Genomic DNA, 24,589 nt, shown 5'->3' with positions numbered 1-24,589 from the left:
GAGCACTACACAACCACCCCGTCATCCCGCAGCCGGGCAATCCGCTCATCACTGAACCCCAACTCCCGCAACACCTGCTCCGTATGCGCCCCCAGCCTCGCGCCTATATGCCGAGGCTCGGGCAAGCCTTCGGAAAACTTCAACGGGCACGCCATCTGCGCCTGGCTCGACCCGTCGCCACGGGGCACTTGGGTGACCAGATGCCTGGCCTTCAACTGCGGATGCTCAAGCGCTTCGTCCAGCTCCAGCACTGGTTCGACGCAGGCATCCACCTCGGCGAATAGCGCGCAAAGGTCAGCAAAATCGCGCTTCTCGAATTCGGCGCGCAATTGCTCTTTGAGCCGCTGCTGTTGCTCGGGCGCCAGGCCTTGGGCGGCGAGCTCCGGCCGCCCCAAGGCCGCGCACAGTGCCTGCATGAACCCTGGCTCGAGACTGCCCACCGACATCCAGCGACCATCCCGCGTGCGGTAGTAATCATAAAAACTGCCACCGTTCAACGCATGGTTTTCCCACCCCGGTTTCACACCGCAGGCCAGGTAACCGGCGCCGGCCAGTGCGTTCAGGCTGAAGACGCAGTCGGTCATGCTCACGTCCAGGTGCTGGCCCTGCCCGCTCTGCTGGCGGGCAATGACCGCCGCCAGCAGGCCGATCACCCCGTGCAGCGAACCACCGGCGATGTCCGCCGCCTGGATGCCCAGCGGCAGCGGCCCGCTGTCGGCCCGACCGGTGTGGCTCGCCAGCCCGGCCAGGGCCAGGTAGTTGATGTCATGGCCGGCGCGATCCTTGAACGGGCCGGTCTGGCCATAACCGGTGATCGACACGTAGATCAGCCGGGGATTGATCGCCTTCAAGGCTTCGTAACCCAGGCCCAGCCGCTCCATCACGCCGGGGCGGAACTGTTCCAGCAGGATGTCATGGTCGTCCAGCAACCGCTTGATGATCTCCAGTGCCGCCGGCTGCTTGAGGTCCAGGGCCAGGCTGCGCTTGTTGCGGTTGAGGTAGGCATGGCTGGCCGAGGTGTCCTGGTCGTGGGGCGGCAATATCCGCAGCAGGTCAGGACGCTCCGGCGATTCGATGCGCAGCACCTCGGCGCCCATGTCCGCCAGCAACAACGAGGCAAACGGGCCGGGCAGCAGGGTGGAAAAATCCAGAACCTTGAGCGATGCCAGTGGGCCTTGCATGGGCGATCTCCGCTTGAATGGTGCGTTCAAGACTAGGCAGGGCCTGGCGATGGGGCAATTACCGGGGGTGTCGTTCGGGCTGACAAATCCGCTCAGCGCGAGGGCTGTCGTGGCGAGGGAGCTTGCTCCCGCTGGGTTGCGAAGCAGCCCCAGGATCTATCTGCCACCGCATAGCTTCAGGTTATACGCAGGGGGACTGCTGCGCAGTCCAGCGGGAGCAAGCTCCCTCGCCACAAAAGCGCCTCACCTGGAAAATGCGGCGCAATAAAAAACCCGCCGAAGCGGGTTTTTCGTTGCAGCCTGAAGCTTACTTCACAGCGCCTGGAGCAGCGGATTCAGCCGCGACAATCTGCGCTTGAGCGATCTGCTCGTCATCTTCACGCACGTCGGAGATACCGCGACCACCGGAAGCCAGCTCGGTCTGCAACTGGTCTTCGTCCAGTTCCTTGACCCACTTGGCAACCACGATGGTAGCAACGGCGTTACCGACCAGGTTGGTCAGCGCGCGAGCTTCGGACATGAAGCGGTCGATGCCGAGGATCAGCGCCAGGCCGGCAACCGGCAGGTGGCCCACGGCCGACAGGGTGGCCGCCAGTACGATGAAGCCGCTACCGGTTACGCCGGCAGCACCTTTGGAGGACAACAGCAGCACCAGCAACAGGGTGATCTGATGCGTGATGTCCATCGGGGTGTCGGTGGCCTGGGCAATAAACACCGCAGCCATGGTCAGGTAGATCGAGGTACCGTCGAGGTTGAACGAGTAGCCAGTCGGGATCACCAGGCCCACCACGGACTTCTTGGCACCCAGGCGCTCCATCTTGATCAGCATGCGTGGCAGGGCCGATTCCGACGAGGAGGTGCCCAGCACGATCAGCAGTTCTTCACGGATGTAGCGGATCAGCTTGATCACGCTGAAGCCGTGGGCGCGGCAGATGGCGCCCAGCACCACCAGCACGAACACCACGCAGGTGATGTAGAAGCAGATCATCAACTGGCCCAGTTGCACCAGCGAACCGACACCGTAGGCACCGATAGTGAAGGCCATGGCACCGAACGCACCGATCGGCGCGAGCTTCATGATCATGTTGATGATGATGAACATGACGTGAGCGAAGCGATCGATGAAGTCCAGCACCGGCTTGCCGTAGGCACCCAGGCGATGCAGGGCGAAACCGAAGAGCACCGAGAACATCAGCACTTGCAGGATGTCGCCGTTGGCGAAGGCGCCGACGATGGTGTTCGGAATCACGTTGAGGATGAAGGCAACGATGCTCTGGTCTTTACCGGCATTGATGAAGCCGGCGATCTTGCTGGTGTCCAGGGTCGACACGTCGATGTGCATGCCGTTGCCCGGCTGCACGACGTTGACCACGACCAGGCCGATCAGCAGGGCAATGGTGGAAACGATTTCGAAATAGAGCAGTGCATAGCCGCCGGTCTTGCCGACCGATTTCATGTTCTGCATGCCGCCGATGCCGCTGACGACGGTACAGAAAATGATCGGTGCGATGACCATCTTGATCAGTTTGATGAACCCGTCACCGAACGGCTTGAGGGCAACGCCGGTCTGCGGGTAGAAGTGGCCGAGCAGAATGCCGATGGCAATGGCTACGATCACCTGGAAATACAGGGATTTGTACAGTGGCTGACGAGTCGTCATGGCAAACCTTCCTCAAGAGTCCCGTGTGACAACATCCACCTGTTGTCCACGACACCTCAATTGCGAACCCTCCTGCACTGGAGGGATTTGTTTTTTGTCGGCTGCACGCGGCAGACCTGTGTATGGCATCGCAAGGCCCGTGCCATTTTTACGAAACGTCCTACAAGTGCCGGGGCAGACGGCGTTTGCTTCTTACCTGGAAATTAAACGCACGCCCAAACTTGGCGGTTTTCCGCCAACCTCCCGCGTCACGTTCCTGGATTTGGCGGATATCCGCCTTGTCGAGCCCAGACGCCCTGTTACCATTCGTCCGCTCAACGGACGGATTTGTGCCATGCGCCAACGCACCATCGCCAGCCACTTCGCCCGCGCCGCCCTGGGTGGCGCGCGTCGCCAGGGGTTCGACTACGTTCCCCTGCTGCAGCAACTGGGGATCAGCCCGGAGCTGCTGGACGAGCCGCGCGCGCGAATCGCCCCCGAGCAATTCGCCCGCCTGTTGCAGGCGCTGTGGGTCGCATTGGCGGACGAATACCTGGGATTTGGCCGGGCACCGAGTAAACCCGGGACGTTCGCCATGATGTGCCACACGTTGATCCACTGTCGGACGCTGGGCAAGGCGCTGCAGCGCGGCCTGTTGTTCTACAGCCTGTTCCCCGACGCCCCGAGCCTGACCCTCGAAGCTGAAGGCGAACGGGTAAGGCTGAGCCTGGACGAGTCGACACTGCGTGATCCCGACCACTTCCTGGCCGAAAGCCTGCTGGTCATCTGGCATCGCCTCGGCAGTTGGCTGATCGGCCAGCGGATCGGCCTGGAACAAGCGACGTTCAGCTATGCCAGGCCAAGCCACGGCGCGGAGTACGACTTGCTGTTCTCCTGCCCCTTGGTCTTCGAGGCGCGAAGCAGCAGCTTGTTATTCCATGCCCGCTACCTGGAAATGCCGTTGCTGCAGGACGAGCGAACCCTCAAGCACTTTCTCGAACGCTCCCCCGCCGACCTGCTCTCGCGCCCGGACGATGGCCACAGCCTCACCAGCCAATTGCGGCGCCTGCTCAGCCGCGACACGGCGCGCTGGCCGGACCTGGACACGGTCGCGGCGCATCTGCATATCAGCTCGCAGACCCTGCGCCGGCATCTGCGTGAGGAAGGCACCAGCTTCCAGGAGCTCAAGGATCAGTTGCGGCGGGATATCGCCATCTACCACCTGGGCCGCGCAGACCTGTCGTTGCAGCAGATCGCCGAACAGCTGGGGTTCTCCGAACCGTCGGCGTTTCATCGGGCGTTCAAGAAGTGGACGGGGGTGACGCCGGGGGCTTATCGGGAGCAGGAGAGCTGAGTGGTGACATCGAATGTGCTGCCCCCGTGGCGAGGGGATTTATCCCCGTTGGGCTGCGCAGCAGCCCTAAAGCAGTGACTCAATCTACCTGACACACCGAGTTGTCTGTTTGGGGGGCTGCTACGCAGCCCAGCGGGGATAAATCCCCTCGCCACAGGGGCCGGCAAACACACCGAAAATGTTCCAGTCAAACCACCGAGAAATGAATCCGGAACGCCGCCCCGCCCAGCTCTGAATCTCCCAGCGTCAACCGGGCGCCATAGCTCTCGATGATGTCTTTTACCACCGCCAGGCCGATCCCCTGCCCCGGGTGCTGGCGATCCAGCCGTTCACCCCGCTGCAGGATCCGTGCACGCTGGTCCGGTGGCACGCCCGGTCCATCGTCCTCAATGCTCAACTCCGTCCCGCCGAGCGTCTGGTGCACGCTCACCCGCACGTGCCCCAGGCACAGCCGATAGGCGTTTTCCAACAGGTTGCCGAGCATCTCCAGCAAGGCGCCCTGCTCGATCGGCACCTGGCAATCCTCCGGCAGGTCGAATTCGACCTGCACGCGCTTGTCGCGATAGACCTTGTCGAGCGTGTCGCAGAGGCTTTGCAACACCGGGCGCAAGGGCACCTGATGGCGCACCAGGCCGCTTTTGCGCAGGCTGGCGCGCTGCAACTGGTAGCCGATCTGCTGGCTCATGCGCTCGATCTGGGTTTGCAGCACCCAGGCCTGCCCACGATCCTCGGGACGCCGAGCCATGTCCTCGCTGACGCCTTGCAGCACCGCCAGCGGTGTCTTGAGGCTGTGCGCCAGGTCATCGAGGGAGTCCCGATAACGGCTGCGCTGCTCACGCTCGCTGTGCAGCAGGCGGTTGAGCGAGCCGGTCAGGCGCAACAGCTCGCGGGGATGCGCGGTGCTGAGGCTTTCGCGGGTGCCGGTTTCGATTTCGTCCAATTCCTGACTCAGACGGCGCAACGCCCGCAAGCCCCAGGTCAGGCCGATCCATAACAGCGCCAGCAGCACCGCCAGCGCGGCGCCGAACCCCAGGTAAAGGTTTTCTCGCAGGCCTTGCAGCGTCATTTCGTAATCGTGCACCGGCTGCAGGGTGACGATGCTGAACGCCGCGCTCTGGCCCCCGAGCAGCTTGACCTCAACGTCGTAGACGAAGAACTCCTGGCCGTTGTCCTCGCGGATGCGCGCAAACTGGTTGCCCAGCCCGTCGTAGCGCGGCGCGTAGTTGATGTGTTCTTCCTGGGTCGCCTTCGAACGCCAGACCAGCCTCCCCTCGCGATCATAGATGTAGCCCAGCAGCCGGGCATCGGCGAGGTTGAAGCGCTCATCGGGCAATTGCGCCGGCATCTTCAGGCGATTGTTTTCGACCCGGGCGGCGGAGATCAGCGTGGTCACGTCCGAAGCCAGGCGCTGCTCGATGGATTCCTGCAAGGCCAGGCTGAAGGCGCCCTGCATCGCCGGCAGCAACGCCAGCATGAACAGCACCGCCAATGTCATGGCGGCCAGCATCAACCGCAGCCGCAGCGAACGAATCACTGGCAGCGCTCGTTGAACAGGTAACCCAGGCCACGCACGGTATCGATCGGCTTGAACCCGGCCGGGGCTTCCAGTTTGCGGCGCAGGCGCCCGACCAGCACTTCGATCACATTGGGATCGCGCTCGTCGTCATTGGGATAAAGCTGCTCCATCAGGCGATCCTTGGCGACCACCTGCTGGTGATGGCGCATCAGGTACTCGAGGATGCGGTATTCGTAGGCGGTCAAGGCCAGCGGCTCGTCACCGAGGGACGCCTGCTTGCGGTTGAGGTCGAGCAACAATGGACCGGCCACGATGGTTGACTGGGTGAAACCGCTGGAGCGACGCAGCAGTGCATTCAGCCGGGCTTCGAGCTCTTCGAACTGAAACGGCTTCACGACGTAGTCATCGGCCCCGGCAGCCAGGCCTTCGACCTTGTCCTGCCAGTTGCCGCGGGCGGTCAGGATCAGGATCGGAAAGGTCTTGTCCTGCGAGCGCAACCGGCGAATCAGTTCCAGGCCGCTGATGCCCGGCAGGCCCAGGTCGATCACCGCCAGGTCGTGATTGAATTCGCCGACCTGGTACAAGGCCTCCTCGGCATTGGCCACGGCCTGGACCACATGGCCGCTGTCGGTGAGACGGGTTTGCAGGTGGTGGCGCAACAACGCTTCGTCTTCGACAACCAATAGTTTCATGGGCCTCTCCCAGGCGAATCAAACAACCAATTTCCAACCAAAGGCGCCGGATCGTACGCGCCGATCCGGCTTCACGTCATCATTGCCCTGCCGCCTAGAACGTATAGTTGGCGGACAGGTAGGTCTGGGCGCTGCTGGTCAGGTCCAGCGATCCCACCTTGGCGCCATCGCGCGGGCTCATCTCGGTGCTGGCATTGCTGCGCAGGTAACGGTAACCCAGTTCCACCGAGGTGTTTTGCGAAATCTGCTGCAGCACGCCGCCTTGCAGGCCAACGGCATAACCGATATCGCTGTCGCGGCTGAAGCCTGGGGAATCCTGGGTCAACTTAGTCAGCCCCGCCGTGCCACCTCCGAACAATTTGGTGCTGGCGGTGACCGGATAGAACAGATCGTAGCTGCCCAGCAGGTTTTCCTGGCGCAGCTTGATTCCGTTGTGGGTGCCCGATACGTTGTCGTAGGTGGCGTAGTAGCGGCCCTGGTCATTCTGACGACCCAGGCGCAGGCCGTAGGTGGTGTCCTTGCCGATGATACCGTCGGCGTTCGGGTTGTTCAGCGCGCTGTCCAGGGCGTTGGATTTCTTGACCTTGTCGCTGGTCTGGCCGAGGGTCAGGCCGGCGAAGTTGTCATCGGCATGGGCCAGGGCGCTGGCGCCCAGCACGGTGAAGGCCAGCAGCAGTTTTTTCATATGAGTCATGGTCAGGTTCCTTGTGATGCGGTGGTTGTGTGAAGTCGCAGCCACGATATCCAGGGGTCCCTGAACCCCTCTTGAACGTTCTCTGAACCTGGGCTGAATGAATCGGCTAGTCTGTTCCAACAAACTTTTTAAGGAGATCGATCATGCGCAGGTTGCTTGCTGTTGTACTTCTGGCCTTGAGCGGCGCGAGCCACGCCGCCATCCAGACCCAGGAGATTCCCTACACCAGTGCCGACGGCACGAAGCTGATCGGCTATTACGCCTATGACGACGCGGTCAAAGGCCCGCGCCCCGGCGTGGTGGTGGTGCATGAATGGTGGGGGCTGAACGACTATGCCAAGCGCCGCGCCCGTGACCTCGCCGGCCTGGGCTACAGCGCCCTGGCCATCGACATGTACGGCGACGGCAAGAACACCGAGCATCCGGAGGACGCCAAGGGCTTCATGCAGGCCGCGCTCAAGGATGGCAAGGCGGCCAGCGCGCGCTTCCAGGCCGGCCTCGACCTGTTGAAGAAACAACCGCAGACCGACCCGGACAAACTCGCCGCCATCGGCTACTGCTTCGGCGGCAAGGTGGTGCTGGACGCGGCGCGCCAAGGCGTTCCACTGGCCGGCGTGGTGAGCTTCCACGGCGCGCTGGTCACCAACACGCCGGCCACCCCCGGCAGCGTCAAGGCCAGGATCCTGGTGGAGCACGGCGCGCTGGACAGCATGGTCACCGAAGACAACGTCACCGCGTTCAAGAGCGAGATGGACAAGGCCGGCGCCGACTACAAGTTTGTCAGCCTGGAAGGCGCCAAGCACGGCTTCAGCAACCCCGACGCCGACCGCCTGAGCCATGGCGAACATGGTGGGCCGGACATCGCCTACAACAAGGAAGCTGACGAGAAGTCGTGGGCGGATATGCAGAAGTTCTTCAAGAAGATTTTCAACTGACGGCGGGTCTTTCAGCTGAAACCATCACCCGTGGCGAGGGAGCTTGCTCCCGCTCGGTTGCGCAGCGACCGCAAGATTTCAGGGCCGCTTCGCGCTGGAGCGCCAGCCCGCCCAGCGGGAGCAAGCTCCCTCGCCACAAAAGCCTCCTCGCTCACAGCCCCTGCCACTACCCAGGCGCAAGCCAACCCGGCAAAATGCCCGGCATGAACCCACTCCCTGCCCTGCCCGCCTGCTGTTCGCCCCTGGATGACCAATGGCTGCTGCCTGACGCCCTGCCCGATACGGTGCTGCTCAGTACTCGCTTCGATCCGATGTTGCTTGTCGCTGACGATTTTCCGAACAGCGCCATCGAGCCTCCGGCGAGCATCCGGCGCTCGGTAGCCAAACGTCAGGCGGAGTTTCTCGCCGGGCGGATCTGTGCCCGGGCGGCACTGCTGCGCCTCGACGGGCAGGCCGACGTGCCGGCCATCGGCGAAGACCGCGCCCCGGTGTGGTCGGCCCATGTCAGCGGCTCGATCACCCACAGCACCGGCCGGGCCGCGGCAATCGTCGCGCAAAAACGGGACTGGCAAGGGCTGGGCATGGATCTGGAAAACCTCCTCGACCCCGAACGCGCCGAGCGCCTGGCCGGTGAAATCCTCACCCCGGCGGAACTGCTGCGCATGGCCACCGCGCCGCAGGATGACCGCGCATTGCTGGTCACCCTGACTTTTTCGATGAAAGAAAGCCTGTTCAAGGCGCTGTACCCCATCGTCGGGCAGCGTTTCTACTTCGAGCATGCCGAAATAGTCGAGTGGTCCCACTCCGGGCAAGCGCGGCTGCGGTTATTGACCGATCTGTCGACCGAGTGGCGCCATGGCAGTGAGCTGCAGGGGCAGTTTGGGGTGAAGGATGGGCAGTTGTTGAGCCTGTTGGGAGTCAAGGCCTGAGATTTCTGGCGCTTTACAGGGCCTCATCGCGAGCAAGCTCGCTCCCACAGGTTGGACTGCATTTCAATGTGGGAGACTTTCGGGACCTCTTCGCGAGCAGGCTCCACATGGATTCGGGGTTGGGCACGGCATTGGTGTTCACCAGATCCACTGTGGGAGCGAGCTTGCTCGCGATGACGGCAGGTCGGGCACCCCATATTTCAAGACCGATCCTGATGCCTCGGCCAGCTCAAGCTGAAACACGCCCCGCCCAGGCGCTTGCTCTTGCCGATCAGCGCCCGGCCGTCGTGCCAATGGATGATCCGCCGCACAATCGACAGCCCCAGCCCATGGCCGCCCGACGCGCGTGCGCGGCTGTCGTCCAGGCGCAGGAATGGCTTGAACACCCGCTCCCAGGCCGCCTCCGGTACGCCCGGGCCGTCATCCTCGACGTCGACCCGACAGCGCAACTGGCCGACCTGGTAACTGACGGTCACCTGGGATCTGGCGTGGCGCATGGCATTGCCTACCAGGTTCTGCAACGCCCGATGCAAAAAGCGTGGCTCGGCCTCGACCCAGGCGCCGTCGCAATCGGCGGCGGACAGGCACAGACCGCGCTCCACGGTAACCCCGGCGCGCAACGGGCCCAGTTCTTCGATGACCTGGTTGACCAACGCATCCAGGTCGACCCGTTGGAAATTCAACGCCGGCGACCCTTGCTCCAGCCGCGCATACGTCAGCATTTCATCCACCAGCCGATCCAGGTCTTCGATGTCGTGATCCATGCCGGCCAGGTACTTGTCCCGGGCCTCGGGCGTGCTGGCGCTGCCGAGCATTTCCAGGCCGAAGCGCAGGCGCGCCACCGGTGTACGCAGTTCATGGGACACCGCGCGCACTAACTCGCGCTGGATCGCCAGCAGTTGCTGCAAGTGCTCGGCCATGCCGTTGAACGCTGCTGCCAGGCGCCCGACCGAGTCAGCGCCCCGAGCGGGTACGCGGGTCTCCAGGCTACCCTGGGCGATCTGGGTCGCGGCCGACTCCAGGCCACGCAGACGCCGCTCCAGCTGGCGCACCAGCAGATAGACAATCAGGCCGATCAGGCTCAACCCGAGCGCGGCGATCAGCACCAGCCACTCGGGCGGGTACGGATTCATCTGGTACAGCGGGCCGATTTCCAGCACCCACGGCGTCCCCACCATGCCGGCGAACACCCGGATCGAGTCGGCGCCCTTGCCCAGGGCCATCACCGTGTCGCCCTCGGCCACCCGCCGGCGCTGGTCGTCGTCCATGTCCGCCTGCTCGACAGTCATCAGGCGCAGGTCGAAACCGAAGCCTTTTTCCTGCTTGAGTTGCGCCAGCCGCTCGGGTTGCTCGGCTACCGGATAGCGCACCAGTTCGTCGGCCAACAGGTAAATGGTCGCCCGGGCCAGTTGCTCGCTGATCTGGCGAACCTCCCCGACCAGGGTCAACTGCTCGCCGTCGCTGACCAGCCGATAAACCTTCGCCGCATGCGGCCCGATCTGCTCCACCAGGACCTGCCCGCGCAATACCCGGGTGCGCTGGCCCAGGTCGAGGTCGGTCTGGCTGAACGTCTGCAACGCCAGCGGAATGCCCAGCAGGCGCTCCCACACCGCCAGGGCCCGGCGCCGTTCGGTGTCGTTCATCGGCCGCAGGTTGTCGGCCATCAAGGAAAACGTGCCATGGGCCAGGCGCTCGCGGTATTGCTCGCCGCGCGTCTGGTTGAGCAGGTGCAGCGCCAGCACGCCAAGCACCGCCACCAGCACCAGTGCCGCGCACATGCCGCCATAGATGCGCAGGAAGATGGAGTTCACGGGGTCGCGTCTACGCAGGCTTCAGGGACGAACAGGTAGCCTTTGCTGCGGATGGTCTTGATCAATCGAGGATGGTCCGGGTCGTCGCCGATCTTCGGACGGATGCGCGAGATGCGCACGTCGATGGAGCGATCCTGGCCGTCATAGCCGATACCGCGCAGGGCGGTGAAGATTTCCTCGCGGGACAGGATGCGCCCGGCGTTGGACACCAGCAGCCAGAGCAGGTCGAATTCGGCGCTGGTCAGCTCGATACCGTTGCCCTGCAGCCAGGCTTCGCGCAAGGCGTTGTCCACCACCAACGGGCCGAACTCCAGGCGTCGCTGCTTCGGCGCCGCGGACGGCTCCGGCTCGCTACGCCGCAACAGGGCCTGGATGCGGGCCAACAGGACGCGCGGGCGCACCGGCTTGCAGACATAGTCGTCGGCGCCCAGGTCCAGGCCCTGGATCTGGTCGGTGTCGTCGGCCCGCGCGGTGAGCATCAGGATCGGCCCGTCGTAGTGTTCGCGCGCCTTGCGGCAGATGCTCAAGCCATCTTCGCCGGGCAGCATCAGGTCGAGAATGACCAGGTCCGGCTGCTCGTCGATGATCCGCTGGGCCGCCACCGCGCCGTTGCCCTCGATGGCGACGCGCAGGCCGTTGCTTTCCAGGTATTCGCGGGTCAGCTCGGCCAGGCGCTGGTCATCCTCGACAATCAATATCTGCCAGGCTTCTTGTTCCACGGAGGGGCCTCGTCTTGTTGTAGCTATAAAAAGAAAGGATGAACGCTCACCCTGTGGCGAGGGAGCTTGCTCCCGCTCGGTTGCGCAGCGACCGTAAAATTCTGGGGCCGCTACGCAGCCCAGCGGGAGCAAGCTCCCTCGCCACAACAGTGTCCACTTGAAAACCTGCGTCCTCCCATCTTTTTGTCATATCAAAGGAGGATCATCCCGCTCATGCACCGGCCGATTGTATAAACGGCGGCTGCATGGAAAACAAGCGGACAAATGCGCTCGGTCGAGCCGGATGTGTGTGGTAACGTGCGCGCCCGCAAAAACACCAAGCTGTTTTCGGCCGCTCGAAATCGTTGAAAAAAGGCTCGCTCCAGCAAGGTCGCGGCCTACAGAGCAGTTCCACGTTTCGCACACAAATTACGCACAGGCTTATCCACAGGTAGCACGTTGATTCATCCCCCAAAACGCATTATCTTGTAGCCCGCCGCGCAAAAAACCCTACATGTAGGGTTTCAGGCCAAAAACCAAACACAAGTCGGATAGAGAATTCAAGCGCTTTTCTTGCCTCTGTCTTGCTGCAACAGCGCATTTTTCCAAACCCAGACCGCCCCTGCGGATGGCAACTGTTTCCAAGGTCGAAAACGACCGGAACGGTACGGGTGTTGCAGTCCTTTGCTGCCACCTGGCAAACCCGGTTTCGAGCCCAGGCTCGCGACCCGAGAACTTCGGATGGAAGCGGTGCCACCGGCCCGCTTCCTACTGTCCCGAAGTTGTTATACCCGGCGCCAGCCGGTTGTAGTGCTTCAGGACGGAACGGTGGGCACCGTGATGGTGCCCAAATAAACATAGAGAACGTGGAGACACCCATGCACACCGACACAACTCGCGAGAACCCGCAGGGCACCGCGCCGCTGGCCGCCGATTCGAGCCCGGATCTGTCCGCCACCGCGCCTGGCCAGCTGCGCGTGATCAAGCGTAACGGGACTGTCGTTCCTTACACCGATGACAAGATCACCGTCGCCATCACCAAAGCGTTCCTCGCAGTTGAGGGCGGCACCGCTGCCGCCTCGTCGCGAATCCACGACACCGTGGCCCGCCTGACCGAACAGGTCACCGCGACCTTCAAGCGTCGCATGCCGTCGGGCGGCACCATCCACATCGAAGAAATTCAGGACCAGGTCGAACTGGCCCTGATGCGTGCCGGCGAGCAGAAAGTCGCCCGCGACTACGTGATCTACCGTGACTCCCGGGCCAAGGAACGCGCCATCCGCACGCCGGCCGACGCACCGGTCCAGGCCCACCCTTCGATCCGCATCGCCCGCGCCGACGGCAGCCTGGCGCCACTGGACATGGGCCGCCTGAACACCATCGTCACCGAAGCCTGCGAAGGCCTGGAAGAAGTCGACGGCGACCTGATCCAGCGCGAAACCCTGAAGAACCTCTATGACGGCGTCGCCCTCAAGGACGTCAACACCGCGCTGGTGATGACCGCCCGCACCCTGGTGGAGCGCGAGCCGAACTACTCGTTCGTGACCGCCCGCCTGCTGATGGACACCCTGCGCGCCGAAGGCCTGAGCTTCCTGGAAGTTGCCGAGAGCGCGACCCACCACGAAATGGCCGACCTGTACGCCAAGGCCCTGCCGGCCTATGTCGCCAAGGGTATCGAGTACGAATTGCTGAACCCTGTCCTGGCCGAATTCGACCTGGAAAAACTCGGCAAGGCGATCAACCACGAGCGCGACCAGCAGTTCACCTACCTGGGCCTGCAAACCCTGTACGACCGTTACTTCATCCACAAGGATGGCGTGCGTTTCGAACTGCCGCAGGTGTTCTTCATGCGCGTGGCCATGGGCCTGGCGATCGAAGAGAAGCAGCGTGAAGACCGTGCCATCGAGTTCTACAACCTGTTGTCGTCCTTCGACTACATGGCGTCGACCCCGACTCTGTTCAACGCCGGCACCCTGCGTCCACAACTGTCGAGCTGCTACCTGACCACCGTGCCGGACGACCTGTCGGGCATCTACGGCGCCATCCACGACAACGCCATGTTGTCGAAATTCGCCGGTGGCCTGGGCAACGACTGGACCCCGGTTCGCGCATTGGGCTCCTACATCAAGGGCACCAACGGCAAATCCCAGGGCGTCGTGCCGTTCCTCAAAGTGGTCAACGACACCGCCGTTGCGGTCAACCAGGGCGGCAAGCGCAAGGGCGCGGTCTGCGCCTACCTGGAAACCTGGCACATGGACATCGAAGAGTTCATCGAGCTGCGCAAGAACACCGGTGATGACCGTCGTCGTACCCACGACATGAACACCGCCAACTGGATCCCGGACCTGTTCATGAAGCGCGTCTTCGATGACGGCAAGTGGACCCTGTTCTCGCCATCCGAAGTGCCAGACCTGCACGACCTGACCGGCAAGGCCTTCGAAGAGCGCTACGAGTACTACGAAGCGCTGACCGAGTACAACAAGATCAAGCTGTTCAAAGTCGTCCAGGCCAAAGACCTGTGGCGCAAGATGCTCTCGATGCTGTTCGAGACCGGCCACCCATGGCTTACCTTCAAGGACCCGTGCAACCTGCGCAGCCCGCAGCAGCACGTGGGCGTGGTCCACAGCTCGAACCTGTGCACCGAGATCACCCTGAACACCAACAAGGATGAGATCGCGGTCTGCAACCTGGGCTCGATCAACCTGCCGAACCACATCGTCGACGGCAAGCTGGACACCGCCAAGCTGCAACGCACCGTGAACACCGCCGTGCGCATGCTCGACAACGTGATCGACATCAACTACTACTCGGTGCCGCAAGCGAAGAACTCCAACTTCAAGCACCGTCCGGTCGGCCTGGGCATCATGGGCTTCCAGGACGCGCTGTACCTGCAGCACATCCCGTACGGTTCGGACGCTGCGGTCGAGTTCGCCGACAAGTCCATGGAAGCGGTCAGCTACTACGCGATCCAGGCTTCCTGCGACCTGGCCGACGAGCGCGGTTCGTACGAGACGTTCCAGGGTTCGCTGTGGTCCCAGGGCATCCTGCCGCTGGACTCGCAACAGATCCTGATCGCCCAGCGCGGCCAGAAGTACATCGATGTCGACCTGAACGAATCCCTGGACTGGGCTCCGGTTCGCGCCCGTGTGCAGAAAGGCATCCGTAACTCCAACATCATGGCCATCGCACCGACCGCGACCATCGCCAACATCACCGGCGTGTCGCAGTCGATCGAACCGACCTATCAGAACCTGTATGTGAAATCGAACCTGTCGGGCGAATTCACCGTGATCAACCCGTACCTGGTTCGCGACCTCAAGGCTCGCGGCCTGTGGGACTCGGTCATGATCAACGACCTGAAGTACTACGACGGTTCGGTACAGCAGATCGAGCGCATCCCGCAGGAACTCAAAGAGCTCTATGCCACCGCGTTCGAAGTGGACACCAAGTGGATCGTAGACGCCGCCAGCCGTCGCCAGAAGTGGATCGACCAGGCTCAGTCGCTGAACCTGTACATCGCCGGCGCTTCGGGCAAGAAGCTCGACGTGACCTACCGCATGGCCTGGTACCGTGGCCTGAAAACCACCTACTACCTCCGTGCCCTGGCCGCCACCAGCACCGAGAAGTCGACCATCAACACCGGTAAGCTGAACGCGGTTTCCGCTGGCGGCAACCACGGTGACGATTCGGTCCTGGCTGCTCCAGCCGGCCCTGCGCCAGTGCCAAAAGCCTGCGCCATCGACGAGCCGGATTGCGAAGCTTGCCAATAAGCTGAGCGGGTGGGCGCTGAAAGGCGCCTGCTGAGGAAAGCCCCCGATAGACCGCTGGTTTATCGGGGGTTTTCTTTTGTCTGGAATAAAGTGTTGACTGACCCACCGCTTTCGCGAGCAGGCTCGCTCCCACATTGGAATGTGTCCTCTCTGTGGGAGCGAGCCTGCTCGCGAAGAGGCCGGCACAAACAATACAAAACCATCGCCCATGAAAAAGCCCCTCTTGCGAGGGGCTCCTTGTGCAGCCTCAACTGACCCTCGGTGTGTTTTTATGACCGCAACTGCCAAGACTCAATGACAGCCGCAGTTTTCGCCAGACTTAGACGGGAATAGTGAATACATCTCCATTGGCAGTCTGAAAGGACTCAATGGTATTGGAGCCCGCGTACCAGTCAGCAAGAATGACCGCATTGTTCTGGTTACCCGAATTCCACTCGACGGCATTGAAAATGAAAGCATTGGTACCATCCGTCTTGATCATCACATCCGCATAGGACTGGATGTTCAGGAGCTGGACCACATCACCACTGGAAGTGCCTTCGTCTTTGATCATTACGCTGGTGGACGATTGCGCCTTGTAAGTGTCGCTGCCCTCACCGCCATAGGCATAGCCACCACCGACCATGTTCAAGGTATCCGAACCGGCACCTCCATGCAGTTGGTACTCGGGGCCCACCCCCACCAGTGAATCACTGCCTTCGTCACCGTAAGCAATGCCGGCGTAAACCGTGATGTTGTCATTGCCGGCATCTCCGTGCAGGACGCTGCCAGCATCGTTGTTGGCACCGAACATACCGTCATTGCCATTACCGCCGTGCAGTTCATCTGCTTCGGCAGGGCCACTGCGATCGGGACCATTAAAGGCATAGGGCTCGTACCTACCACCATAGATGTAGTCATTGCCGTCGCCGCCATAGACCAGATCATTGCCCTCACCGCCATAGATCTCGTTTTGAACAGCGTTACCGGTCAGGATATCGCCGAACTCCGAGCCATGCAGGCCCTCAATATTAACCAGCACATCACCGGTTGCATCGCCTCCGGTGACGGTGCCCGCCTGCAGGTTCACTTGCACCGCTGACGAACTGCCGATGTACCAGGCTGCGTCGGAAGCGCCGGCTCCGCCGTCGATGAAGTCAGCGCCTTTTCCACCGATAAATGTCTCGGTGCCAGTTCCGCCAATCAACGTATCGTTGAATGCCGTCCCTTCCCAGTTCTCGATGTTGGCGTAGGTGTCCCCTGCCGCAGCGCCAGCCAAAGGCTGGGTGAGGTCCAGCGTGATGGCCGAGGTTTCATAGGCAAAACTGACAGTGTCTCTGCCGAGAGCACCATCGAAATTATTGGCCTGTTCATTACCCATAAAGATATCGTCTCTACCCGATCCTACGAACTTCTCGATGCTGTCAAACGTATCGCCCTTGGCGATAGCCGTATGTTCACCAGTCTTGAAGTTGAGCGTCACGCCGATCGGCCCGATGTCGTTGTAACTGACCGTATCGATGCCATCTCCACCGATGAAGGTGTCACCGCCATCTCCCCCCATCAGGATATCGTTGCCAACACCTCCGGTGATGACGTTATCCAGTGCGTTACCCCGCGCTTGGAAACCGACAGTGCCGGTATAAGTCAAATTCTCGACTTGAGCACTGAGCTGGTAGTACCCCTGATTAGTGCGCACCTCATCGATGCCGCCCCCCACCAGTTCAACAATCGCCCCATAGGTAGCGTTATTGAGGACATAGACATCATCGCCCGCACCACCTTGCACAGTGAATCCGATCGAATTGGTGTTAGCGATGAAGAAATCGTTATAGGCCGAGCCGACAACTTTCTCGATGCCCGAGAAGCTATCCCCTTCGGCATCGCCTCCCATCCCGGTGCCCGAACCGACACCAGATGCACCCAGTGTCAGCGTTACGCCTTGGACGGATTGAGAATAATCCGCCACGTCGACACTATTGCCCGCGCCACCGTCGAATTTGTCTGCGGTCGTACCGCCCATGAACGTATCGGCGTACTGTGAACCGCGGATAACCTCAATATCGGTATAGGTATCACCGGCGGCAATGCCGCTGTGCATGCCGGTTTTGAAGTTGAGCGTCACACCAACGGTACTGTCGTCATACGCGGCTGTGTCCGTACCGCTGCCGCCAATGAAACTGTCGGCGCCTCCGCCGCCAAGCAAGGTGTCATTACCGGCCCCACCGGTGATGATGTTGTCGGAGGCATTGCCACGACCGGTGAAGTTACCGGTACCGGTATAGGTCAGGCGTTCGACGTTGTTGTGCAAACCCATGCTGGCGATGTTGGTTCGCACTTCGTCATCACCGCCACCAACGGCCTCGGTGATTACTGCCGTAGCATTGCCGTTGACGATGTAGAGATCGTTGCCTGCTCCACCCTGCAGATTGAAGCCGCCCGCTGTGGCAGAGTTGAACACATCGTCGTAGGCCGAGCCGATGACCTTCTCGATGCCTGAGAAACTGTCGCCCTCGGCATCGCCACCGGTACCGGTACCGGCCCCGGAACCCAGGGTCAGGTTGATGGGCCCAGAGGAAAGCGAGTAGTCGACAACGTCGATATTATCGGCAGTGACGGTGCCGCCCTCGAACTTGTCGACGCTTGCACCGGCAACAAAGGTATCGCTGTACTTGGAACCACGAATGACTTCGATGCCGTCAAAGGTATCGCCAGCGGCAATGCCTGTGTGAACACCGGTTTTGAGATTAACCGTGACCCCAGTAGTGGCATCGTCATAGCTGACGGTGTCAGTCCCTGCGCCACCGACAAAAAGATCAGCCCCCGCCCCCCCTAAAAGCAGGTCGTTGCCAACACCAGCCGTAATGATGTTGTTGCTGGCGTTACCGGTACCGGTGAAATTACCGGTGCCGGTGTAGGTCAAGCGTTCGACTTCGGCACTCATCGAAATGTTGGCAAGGCTCGTGCGAATCTCGTCATCCCCGCCACCGGCGGTCTCGATCACTGTCTGATAGGCCGGGCCATTGATGACGTAAAGATCATTGCCCGCCCCGCCTTGCAACGTAAACGTACCGGCACCCGTGGTGAAGATATCGTCTTGGGCCGAGCCGACGATTTTCTCGATATTAATGTAAGTATCGCCCTGCGCATCGCCACCCTGGCCACTGCCTACGCCCGTGGTCGCAAGAGTGATATTGACGGTCTGAGCCGATAGCGAGTAATCAATCGTATCAGTGCCGCCACCGCTGGTCCCGCCATCAAAGTTGTTAGCTTCAGCACCACTGAAGAATGTATCGCCGCTATTGCTGCCGCGAATCACTTCGATGCTGGAGAATGTATCGCCCATGGCAATACCCGTATGGACGCCGGTTTTCAAGTTGACCGTAACGCCGGTGCTGGTGCTGTCTTCGTAACTGACCGTATCAGTCCCGGCACCACCTATGAATTGGTCGGCACCGGCGCCGCCTATGAATAGGTCGTTGCCCGCACCGCCGGTAATGATGTTGTCGCCGGCGTTTCCGCGACCCGTGAAGTTAACGGTACCGGTGTAGGTCAGACGTTCGACTTCGGCGCCCAACGCTGCGCTGGCCTGGTTGGTGCGGACTTCATCATCGCCCCCACCTGCCAATTCAGCAACTCCCATCGAGCCGCTGCCATTGACGACGTAGACGTCATTACCGGCACCACCATTGAAGGTCACACTGCCAGCGTTTAGGGTAAAGACATCATCGTAGGCCGAGCCGGTAAGCACCTCGATGTTGCTAAATACATCACCTTGAGCGTCGCCACCCAAACCTGTCCCAGCACCGCTAGCAACAGACACCACAATTGCTTGGGCGGAACCTGAGTAATCCAACTTGTCACTACCACCGGAACCATCAAAAGTGTCAGCTGCCGTGCTGGCGTAAAAGGTGTCCCCGTACGCAGAACCGCGGAAGGCTTCGATACCGTTGAAGACATCACCAGCCGCCAAGCCGGTATGTAACCCGGTCTTAAGGTTCACCGTCACACCTACGCCCGTGTTTTCATCCTCATAACTGACGGTGTCAATGCCTGCACCGCCAATCAGTTGGTCAGCACCCGCGCCCCCTATCAGCAGGTCATTGCCAGAGCCACCGGTGATAACGTTATCGGTTGAGTTACCGCGCCCAATGAAATTAGCGGTACCTGTATAAGTCAAGCGCTCGACGTTCGCGCTCAAAATAGCACTGGTCTGGTAGGTGCGGATTTCATCATCACCACCGCCAACAGCTTCCACAACACCTATGGCTCCCGTTCCGCTGGCTATGTAAACATCATTGCCCATGCCTCCAGTGAAACTCATCGTCCCGGCGGTCACGTTAAAGACATCGCTATAATCCGTACCAACAATCCACTCCATGTTGCTGTATACATCGCCTTGAGCATCGCCCCCCACACCGACACCCGCACCGTTTGCAACATTCATATTGATGGCTTGATTGGACGTGGAATAGCTCAAAGTGTCCGCACCGGCAGAACCATCGAAGGTATCAACGCCGTTACCGCTAATGAATGTATCGCCCCAATTCGTGCCTTTGAAGACTTCCACTCCGTTAAATGTATCGCCTTGAGCGACATTGGTGTGCACGCCGGTTTTCAAATTCAGCGTCACAGATGTAGCGTTCGCTACATCTTCGTAGCTGACCGTGTCAATACCAGCACCGCCGATTAGCTGGTCAGCGCCTGCGCCACCTATAAGCAAGTCATTACCCGCACTACCGGTGATGATGTTATCTCCCGCATTGCCACGTCCGGTGAAGTTACCAGTGCCCGTGTACGTCAGGCGCTCGATGTCAGCCCCCAATACGGCGCTGTTCAGGGTGGTACGGATTTCATCGACTCCACCACCTGCTGATTCATAAATACTCATGGAGCCGGTGCCATTAACGATATAAGTATCATTCCCAGCACCACCGTTAAATGTCATACCCCCAGCGGTGACGGTGAACGTATCGTCATAAACCGTACCGACAATCCATTCCATATTCGTAAAGACGTCTCCTTGCGCATCCCCTCCTGCACCTACACCAGCTCCATTAGCGACTGTCATAGTGATCGCCTCGCCAGATGAAGCATAATTCAGCGTGTCGTTACCTACCGATCCATCCATCGTATCAACGCGATTACCACTCACAAAGGTGTCGGCGTAATTCGTACCCTTGAAGACTTCTATATCGGCGAAGGTGTCGCCCAATGCCACTCCAGTGTGCACGCCAGTTTTTAAATTCAGCGTCACTGAAATTGCATTGACTACGTCTTCATAGCTCACCACATCGACGCCGGCACCACCGATGAATTGGTCGGCTCCAGCACCGCCGATTAGCAAATCATTACCTGCACCACCAGTGATGATATTGTCCCCTGCGTTGCCGACACCTTTGAAGTTCCCCGTGCCGGTGTAGGTCAGGCGTTCGACATTATTACTTAATGTCATGCTGCTTTGATTGGTACGGATCTCGTCATCGCCGCCTCCGGCGACTTCATAAATCGTCGTGTAAGAAGCACCGTCGATGATATAAACATCATTACCTGCGCCGCCCGATAACGTCAGAGTGCTAGCGTTGAGCGTGAACGTATCGTTGTAAGCCGAGCCGACAATATTTTCGATATTGATGAAGGAGTCACCTTCAGCGTCGCCACCGGTGCCGGCGCCGCTAGCAGCTGTCGACGAGACAATGTTGATCCCCTGCCCGGACGTCGAGTAATCAAGGGTATCAATACTGCCAAAACCATCAAAAGAATCCGCCGCTGTGCTGCTGACGAAAGAATCCCCATAGCTCGTCCCACGGTAGACCTCTACATCGGTAAATGTGTCCCCCTTGGCAGCGCCCGTATGCAAACCTGTTTTCAAGTTCAGCGTTACGCCAACGGCATTGACTACATCTTCATAGCTGACGGTGTCGATACCTGAGCCGCCGTTGATCTGATCCGCGCCATCACCTCCCATCACAAGATCGTTACCGCCCCCGCCACTCAAAACATCGTCGCCCGCCAAACCGCGTATCTGATCGTCGCCTGCAGTACCTACCAGCGTATCTGCGCCGTTGGTCCCGTTGATTGCTGCCATTACATTCTTCCTTGTGTGTGTTGGAAACTGTGCTGAAAACATCAGGTACGTAAGAAGATTTACCCTTCTTTAAACGCTCGCTGGGCATGGTCGCTGATAGGTTTGAGCAGATAGGACATGACGTTCCTGTCACCTGTTTTGATTAGCGACTCCACAGGCATTCCCGGAACCAGCGCCAGCCCTTGCAACTTTGCCAATTCGCTTTGAGGAATCTTGATGCCCGCTAGATAAAAGCCCACCCCGGTGCGCTGGTCCTCTATCAGATCCGCCGACAGCCGCACCACGGTGCCAGTCAATTCTGGGGTGGTGCTGCGGTTGAACGCGCTCAAGCGCAAGGTCGCGGATTGCCCGACAGTTAATTGATCAATGTCCTGCGCACTGATCTTCGCCTCCACCAACAATTCATCGTCTGCCGGCACGATCTGCATGAGCCCTTCGGCCGGTGAAATGACGCCCCCGACGGTATGTACCGCCAATTGCTGCACGCGCCCGGCGATAGGCGCGGTGATGTCGATGCGTTTGAGCTGGTCGCTGGCAGTGATTTCCCGCTCGATCAGTTCGCCCTGGCGGGCCAGCAGGTCGCGCAGTTCCTGGGACACCTCACTGCGGAAGGTCTGGTCGACCTGGAGCCGTTGCAACTCGGTTTCGGCGATTTTGCCCCGTGCCTCGGCGATGGAGGCCATCAATTGACCGCGTTCGCCGCGCAGCCGGGCAATCCCCCGGGCCAGGGCATTGACCCGGTCGAGGGTCATCATGCCTTTGTCAAACAGCGTCTTGACCGCCTGATATTCCGAGTCGATAAGCTCGATTTCTTCCAGCTTGGTTTTCTGCTGGATGTCATGGCCGGCAATGGTTTCGTTGAGTTGCTGAACGCGCTCGCGAAGCTGTTTTTTCTGGCCTTCGCGGGATGCTCGACGATCGAAGAACAATTGCTGCTCGATAGCCATGACCGACTTGGCCTCTTCCAGGCTCATGCGAGTCAACAACTCTTTGGGTATTGCGACTTCGCCGGCATTGTCGCGCTCGGCCTCCAGGCGAGCCAGCCGAGCCCAGGCCTGGTTCAATGATTTACTGACGATGGCCTGGCTGGCGGCGGGCAATGTGGCATCGAGGCGCAACAGCACGTCTCCGGCGGCAACGGCCTGTCCCTCCTTGACCAGCAATTCGGCGACGATGCCACCGGTAGGATGCTGGACGGTCTTGACGCTGCCCTCCACCGCGACCACACCGGTGGCGATGACTGCGCCGGACAGATTGGTGAATACCGCCCAGGTCAGCCCTCCGCCGAGCAGCACCAGCAACGAGATAGCGCCCCAACGCAGATGACGGGACAAGGAAGCTGTCAGAGTGACTTCTTGATCGGTATGCATCAGTTCGACGCTCCCAGTTCCACAACATTGCTGGAGGGCCGGGGAGGCGCTGCGGGAGAGCGTTTAAGGACGACATCCCTCGGACCGTAAGCGGCCTGTACGCCCTGTTCGAGGATCAGCACCTGATCGATCACCGACAGGATATTGGTGCGGTGGGCAATCACTATCACGATTGCACCACGGGCCTTGAGCGCCAGGATGGCCTTGGCCAGCGCCTGCTCGCCTTCGGCATCGAGGTTTGAATTCGGCTCGTCCAACACCACCAGGAACGGATCACCAAACAGCGCCCTGGCCAGCGCCACCCGTTGCCGTTGGCCGGCCGAGAGGTTGACCCCGCCCTCGCCCACCTGGGTTTCATAGCCTTGGGGCAATTGCAGGATCAGCTCATGCACGCCGGCCAATTGCGCAGCGCTGACAATTGCGCTGTCCTGTGCAGCAGGGTCCAACCGGGCGATGTTCTGGGCGACGGTTCCGGTGAACAGGCCGACGCTTTGAGGCAGGTAGCCGATCAACTTGCCTCGCGCCTGTTCGGTCAGCAGATCGAGCGGCGCACCATCGAGCCGCACATGCCCGCGGGCCGGCGTCCAGGCGTTGACCAGCACGCGCGCCAGTGATGACTTGCCCGATGCGCTCGGCCCTACCACGCCTACGGCAGTACCCGCGGCGACCATGAAGTTGATATTTTGCAAGGTCAGGCGCTGCGCGCCGGGCGGCGCCGCAAAAACGTTTTCGACCTGCAAATTGCGATGAGCAGCGGGTAGCTCGGTCTTGCTCTGGGCATCAGGGAACAGGGCGAACACTTCCACCAGCTTCTTCCAGGCTATCTGGGCACCCAGCAGACTTCGCCACGTGGCAATCACTTGCTCAGCCGGTGCCAGGGTCCGCGCCACGATGATTGATGCCGCGATCATCGTGCCACCGCTCAAGTCACCTTTGATCACCAGCCATGCCCCCAGGGCCAGGGCGGCCGACTGCACGACCTGGCGCAAGGTCTTGGAGATGCCACCGTAAAAACCGCCGATGTCGATCGAACGTCGCTGCAGCGTGATGAAGGTGCCGTGGTTCTTCTGCCAGATATTCGACGTGTTGGCCAACATGCCCATGGCCATCAGCGCTTCGGCGTTCTGGTGAGCTTGCTGACCGAGGTGGTTGCGCTTGTTCAACGCATCGGCCGAAGCCTGCATCAGCTTGCGGGTCTGGCGATCGGTGATCAGGGTCAGGCCGATAAGGATGACCATCAGGCCGACGGTCAAGAGACCAAACAACGGATGGATATAAAAGCAGACGGCGAGATAGACCGGCATCCAGGGCAAATCGAAAAAAGCCACCAGGCCCGGTCCGCCAATAAAACCGCGAATCTGGTCCAGCTCCTGGGCCGGTTTCAAGGCGTCGCCGGTAATGGGTGTCTTCAGTGACGCACCGGCGATGACTTTAAAGACCTTGGATGACAGCGCCAGGTCCAGCGAGGAGGCAATTCGCACCATGACCCGTGAACGAATGATTTCCAGCAGCCCCGAAAGCGCATAAACCCCTAGCGCCAGCAGCCCCAGGGCGACCAGGGTAGGGACGCTCTGGCTGGGGATGACGCGGTCGTAGACTTCCAGCATGAACACCGGGCCGACCAGTGCCAGGATATTGATCACCCCGGAGAACAGCGCAGCGCCGATCAGCCCCCGGCGCAACAGCGATTTTAATGAAGGCGCAACAACAGGCGCACTGACAGCGTTGTCGGTTTTCAACTGTATCCATCCCTTGGTTTCAGAACATCCGTGTCGTCAGTCAATACTGACTTGATGACAGAATTCGTATGGAAACTTGACGCTCCATAAGCGATTGGATCCCAACCGCAAGTTTCGCACCAGCCAACCGACAAGCGGCAAGCAACTCGCGCACCAGGAATTTCAGGCATAAAAAAACCGACGTCTCACGACGT

Annotated in this window: 14 protein-coding genes; 4 read left to right on the top strand and 10 right to left on the bottom strand. The window is 60.6% G+C overall.

Translation table 11 applies throughout. The annotated features are described in order from the left end of the window. Positions 1–5: 5 nt before the first annotated feature. Together J3P84_RS07400 and J3P84_RS07395 are read right to left on the bottom strand one after the other, a co-directional pair. Positions 6–1,181, bottom strand: a complete 1,176-nt coding sequence (locus J3P84_RS07400) for a CaiB/BaiF CoA transferase family protein (RefSeq protein ID WP_434629022.1) — start codon at positions 1,179–1,181, stop codon at positions 6–8. Positions 1,182–1,488: 307 nt separating this feature from the next. Beyond that, positions 1,489–2,841 (bottom strand): dicarboxylate/amino acid:cation symporter, encoded by a 1,353-nt coding sequence (locus tag J3P84_RS07395; protein WP_305499392.1) that lies wholly within the window; start codon positions 2,839–2,841, stop codon positions 1,489–1,491. A gap of 334 nt (positions 2,842–3,175) precedes the next feature. Here J3P84_RS07395 and J3P84_RS07390 point away from each other — a divergent pair, with 334 nt between their 5' ends. Continuing rightward, the gene (locus J3P84_RS07390; protein ID WP_434629020.1) at positions 3,176–4,174 is read left to right on the top strand and encodes an AraC family transcriptional regulator; all 999 of its coding nucleotides are present in this window, start codon (positions 3,176–3,178) and stop codon (positions 4,172–4,174) included. A 187-nt stretch (positions 4,175–4,361) separates the two neighbouring features. On the opposite strand, the gene J3P84_RS07385 is transcribed toward J3P84_RS07390, so the two are convergent. The 3 genes from J3P84_RS07385 to J3P84_RS07375 form a co-directional block, all read right to left on the bottom strand. Beyond that, positions 4,362–5,708, bottom strand: a complete 1,347-nt coding sequence (locus J3P84_RS07385) for an ATP-binding protein (RefSeq protein ID WP_434629018.1) — start codon at positions 5,706–5,708, stop codon at positions 4,362–4,364. After that, a complete protein-coding gene (locus tag J3P84_RS07380; protein WP_434629016.1) occupies positions 5,705–6,382 on the bottom strand; it encodes a response regulator in 678 nt (225 codons plus the stop codon). The genes J3P84_RS07385 and J3P84_RS07380 overlap by 4 nt, the downstream gene beginning before the upstream one ends. Positions 6,383–6,476: 94 nt before the next feature. Then, positions 6,477–7,076 carry a hypothetical protein gene (locus J3P84_RS07375; RefSeq protein WP_434629014.1) on the bottom strand — a complete coding sequence of 200 codons (600 nt, stop codon included), beginning with the start codon at positions 7,074–7,076 and terminating at the stop codon, positions 6,477–6,479. Positions 7,077–7,219: 143 nt separating this feature from the next. Between J3P84_RS07375 and J3P84_RS07370 the strand changes: the two genes are divergently transcribed. After that, a complete protein-coding gene (locus J3P84_RS07370; RefSeq protein ID WP_434629012.1) occupies positions 7,220–8,011 on the top strand; it encodes a dienelactone hydrolase family protein in 792 nt (263 codons plus the stop codon). Positions 8,012–8,214: 203 nt separating this feature from the next. Next, a complete protein-coding gene (locus J3P84_RS07365) occupies positions 8,215–8,940 on the top strand; it encodes a 4'-phosphopantetheinyl transferase family protein (RefSeq protein WP_434629010.1) in 726 nt (241 codons plus the stop codon). Positions 8,941–9,140: 200 nt separating this feature from the next. On the opposite strand, the gene J3P84_RS07360 is transcribed toward J3P84_RS07365, so the two are convergent. Together J3P84_RS07360 and J3P84_RS07355 are read right to left on the bottom strand one after the other, a co-directional pair. Next, the gene (locus tag J3P84_RS07360) at positions 9,141–10,751 is read right to left on the bottom strand and encodes an ATP-binding protein (protein WP_434629008.1); all 1,611 of its coding nucleotides are present in this window, start codon (positions 10,749–10,751) and stop codon (positions 9,141–9,143) included. Further along, entirely contained in the window at positions 10,748–11,470 is a 723-nt protein-coding gene (locus tag J3P84_RS07355) for a response regulator (protein ID WP_434601592.1), read from the bottom strand. The genes J3P84_RS07360 and J3P84_RS07355 overlap by 4 nt, the downstream gene beginning before the upstream one ends. An 857-nt stretch (positions 11,471–12,327) precedes the next feature. Here J3P84_RS07355 and J3P84_RS07350 point away from each other — a divergent pair. After that, entirely contained in the window at positions 12,328–15,219 is a 2,892-nt protein-coding gene (locus J3P84_RS07350) for a ribonucleoside-diphosphate reductase subunit alpha (protein ID WP_305499377.1), read from the top strand. 319 nt (positions 15,220–15,538) lie between these two features. Here J3P84_RS07350 and J3P84_RS07345 read toward each other — a convergent pair whose 3' ends face one another. From J3P84_RS07345 to J3P84_RS07335, 3 genes are read right to left on the bottom strand one after another with little or no spacing between them, the layout of a single operon-like run. Continuing rightward, entirely contained in the window at positions 15,539–21,286 is a 5,748-nt protein-coding gene (locus J3P84_RS07345) for a hypothetical protein (RefSeq protein ID WP_434629005.1), read from the bottom strand. A gap of 59 nt (positions 21,287–21,345) precedes the next feature. Next, positions 21,346–22,656, bottom strand: a complete 1,311-nt coding sequence (locus tag J3P84_RS07340; protein WP_434629003.1) for an HlyD family type I secretion periplasmic adaptor subunit — start codon at positions 22,654–22,656, stop codon at positions 21,346–21,348. Next, positions 22,656–24,395: a type I secretion system permease/ATPase gene (locus tag J3P84_RS07335; RefSeq protein ID WP_434629001.1), complete on the bottom strand. Its 1,740-nt coding sequence runs from the start codon at positions 24,393–24,395 to the stop codon at positions 22,656–22,658. The genes J3P84_RS07340 and J3P84_RS07335 overlap by 1 nt, the downstream gene beginning before the upstream one ends. Positions 24,396–24,589 lie beyond the last annotated feature (194 nt).

The sequence above is a fragment of the Pseudomonas sp. Z1-29 genome (assembly GCF_051131995.1).
Classification (GTDB): domain Bacteria; phylum Pseudomonadota; class Gammaproteobacteria; order Pseudomonadales; family Pseudomonadaceae; genus Aquipseudomonas.
Note: the sequence above shows the minus strand (reverse complement) of the source record. Positions and strands in the feature narration are given on the sequence as shown.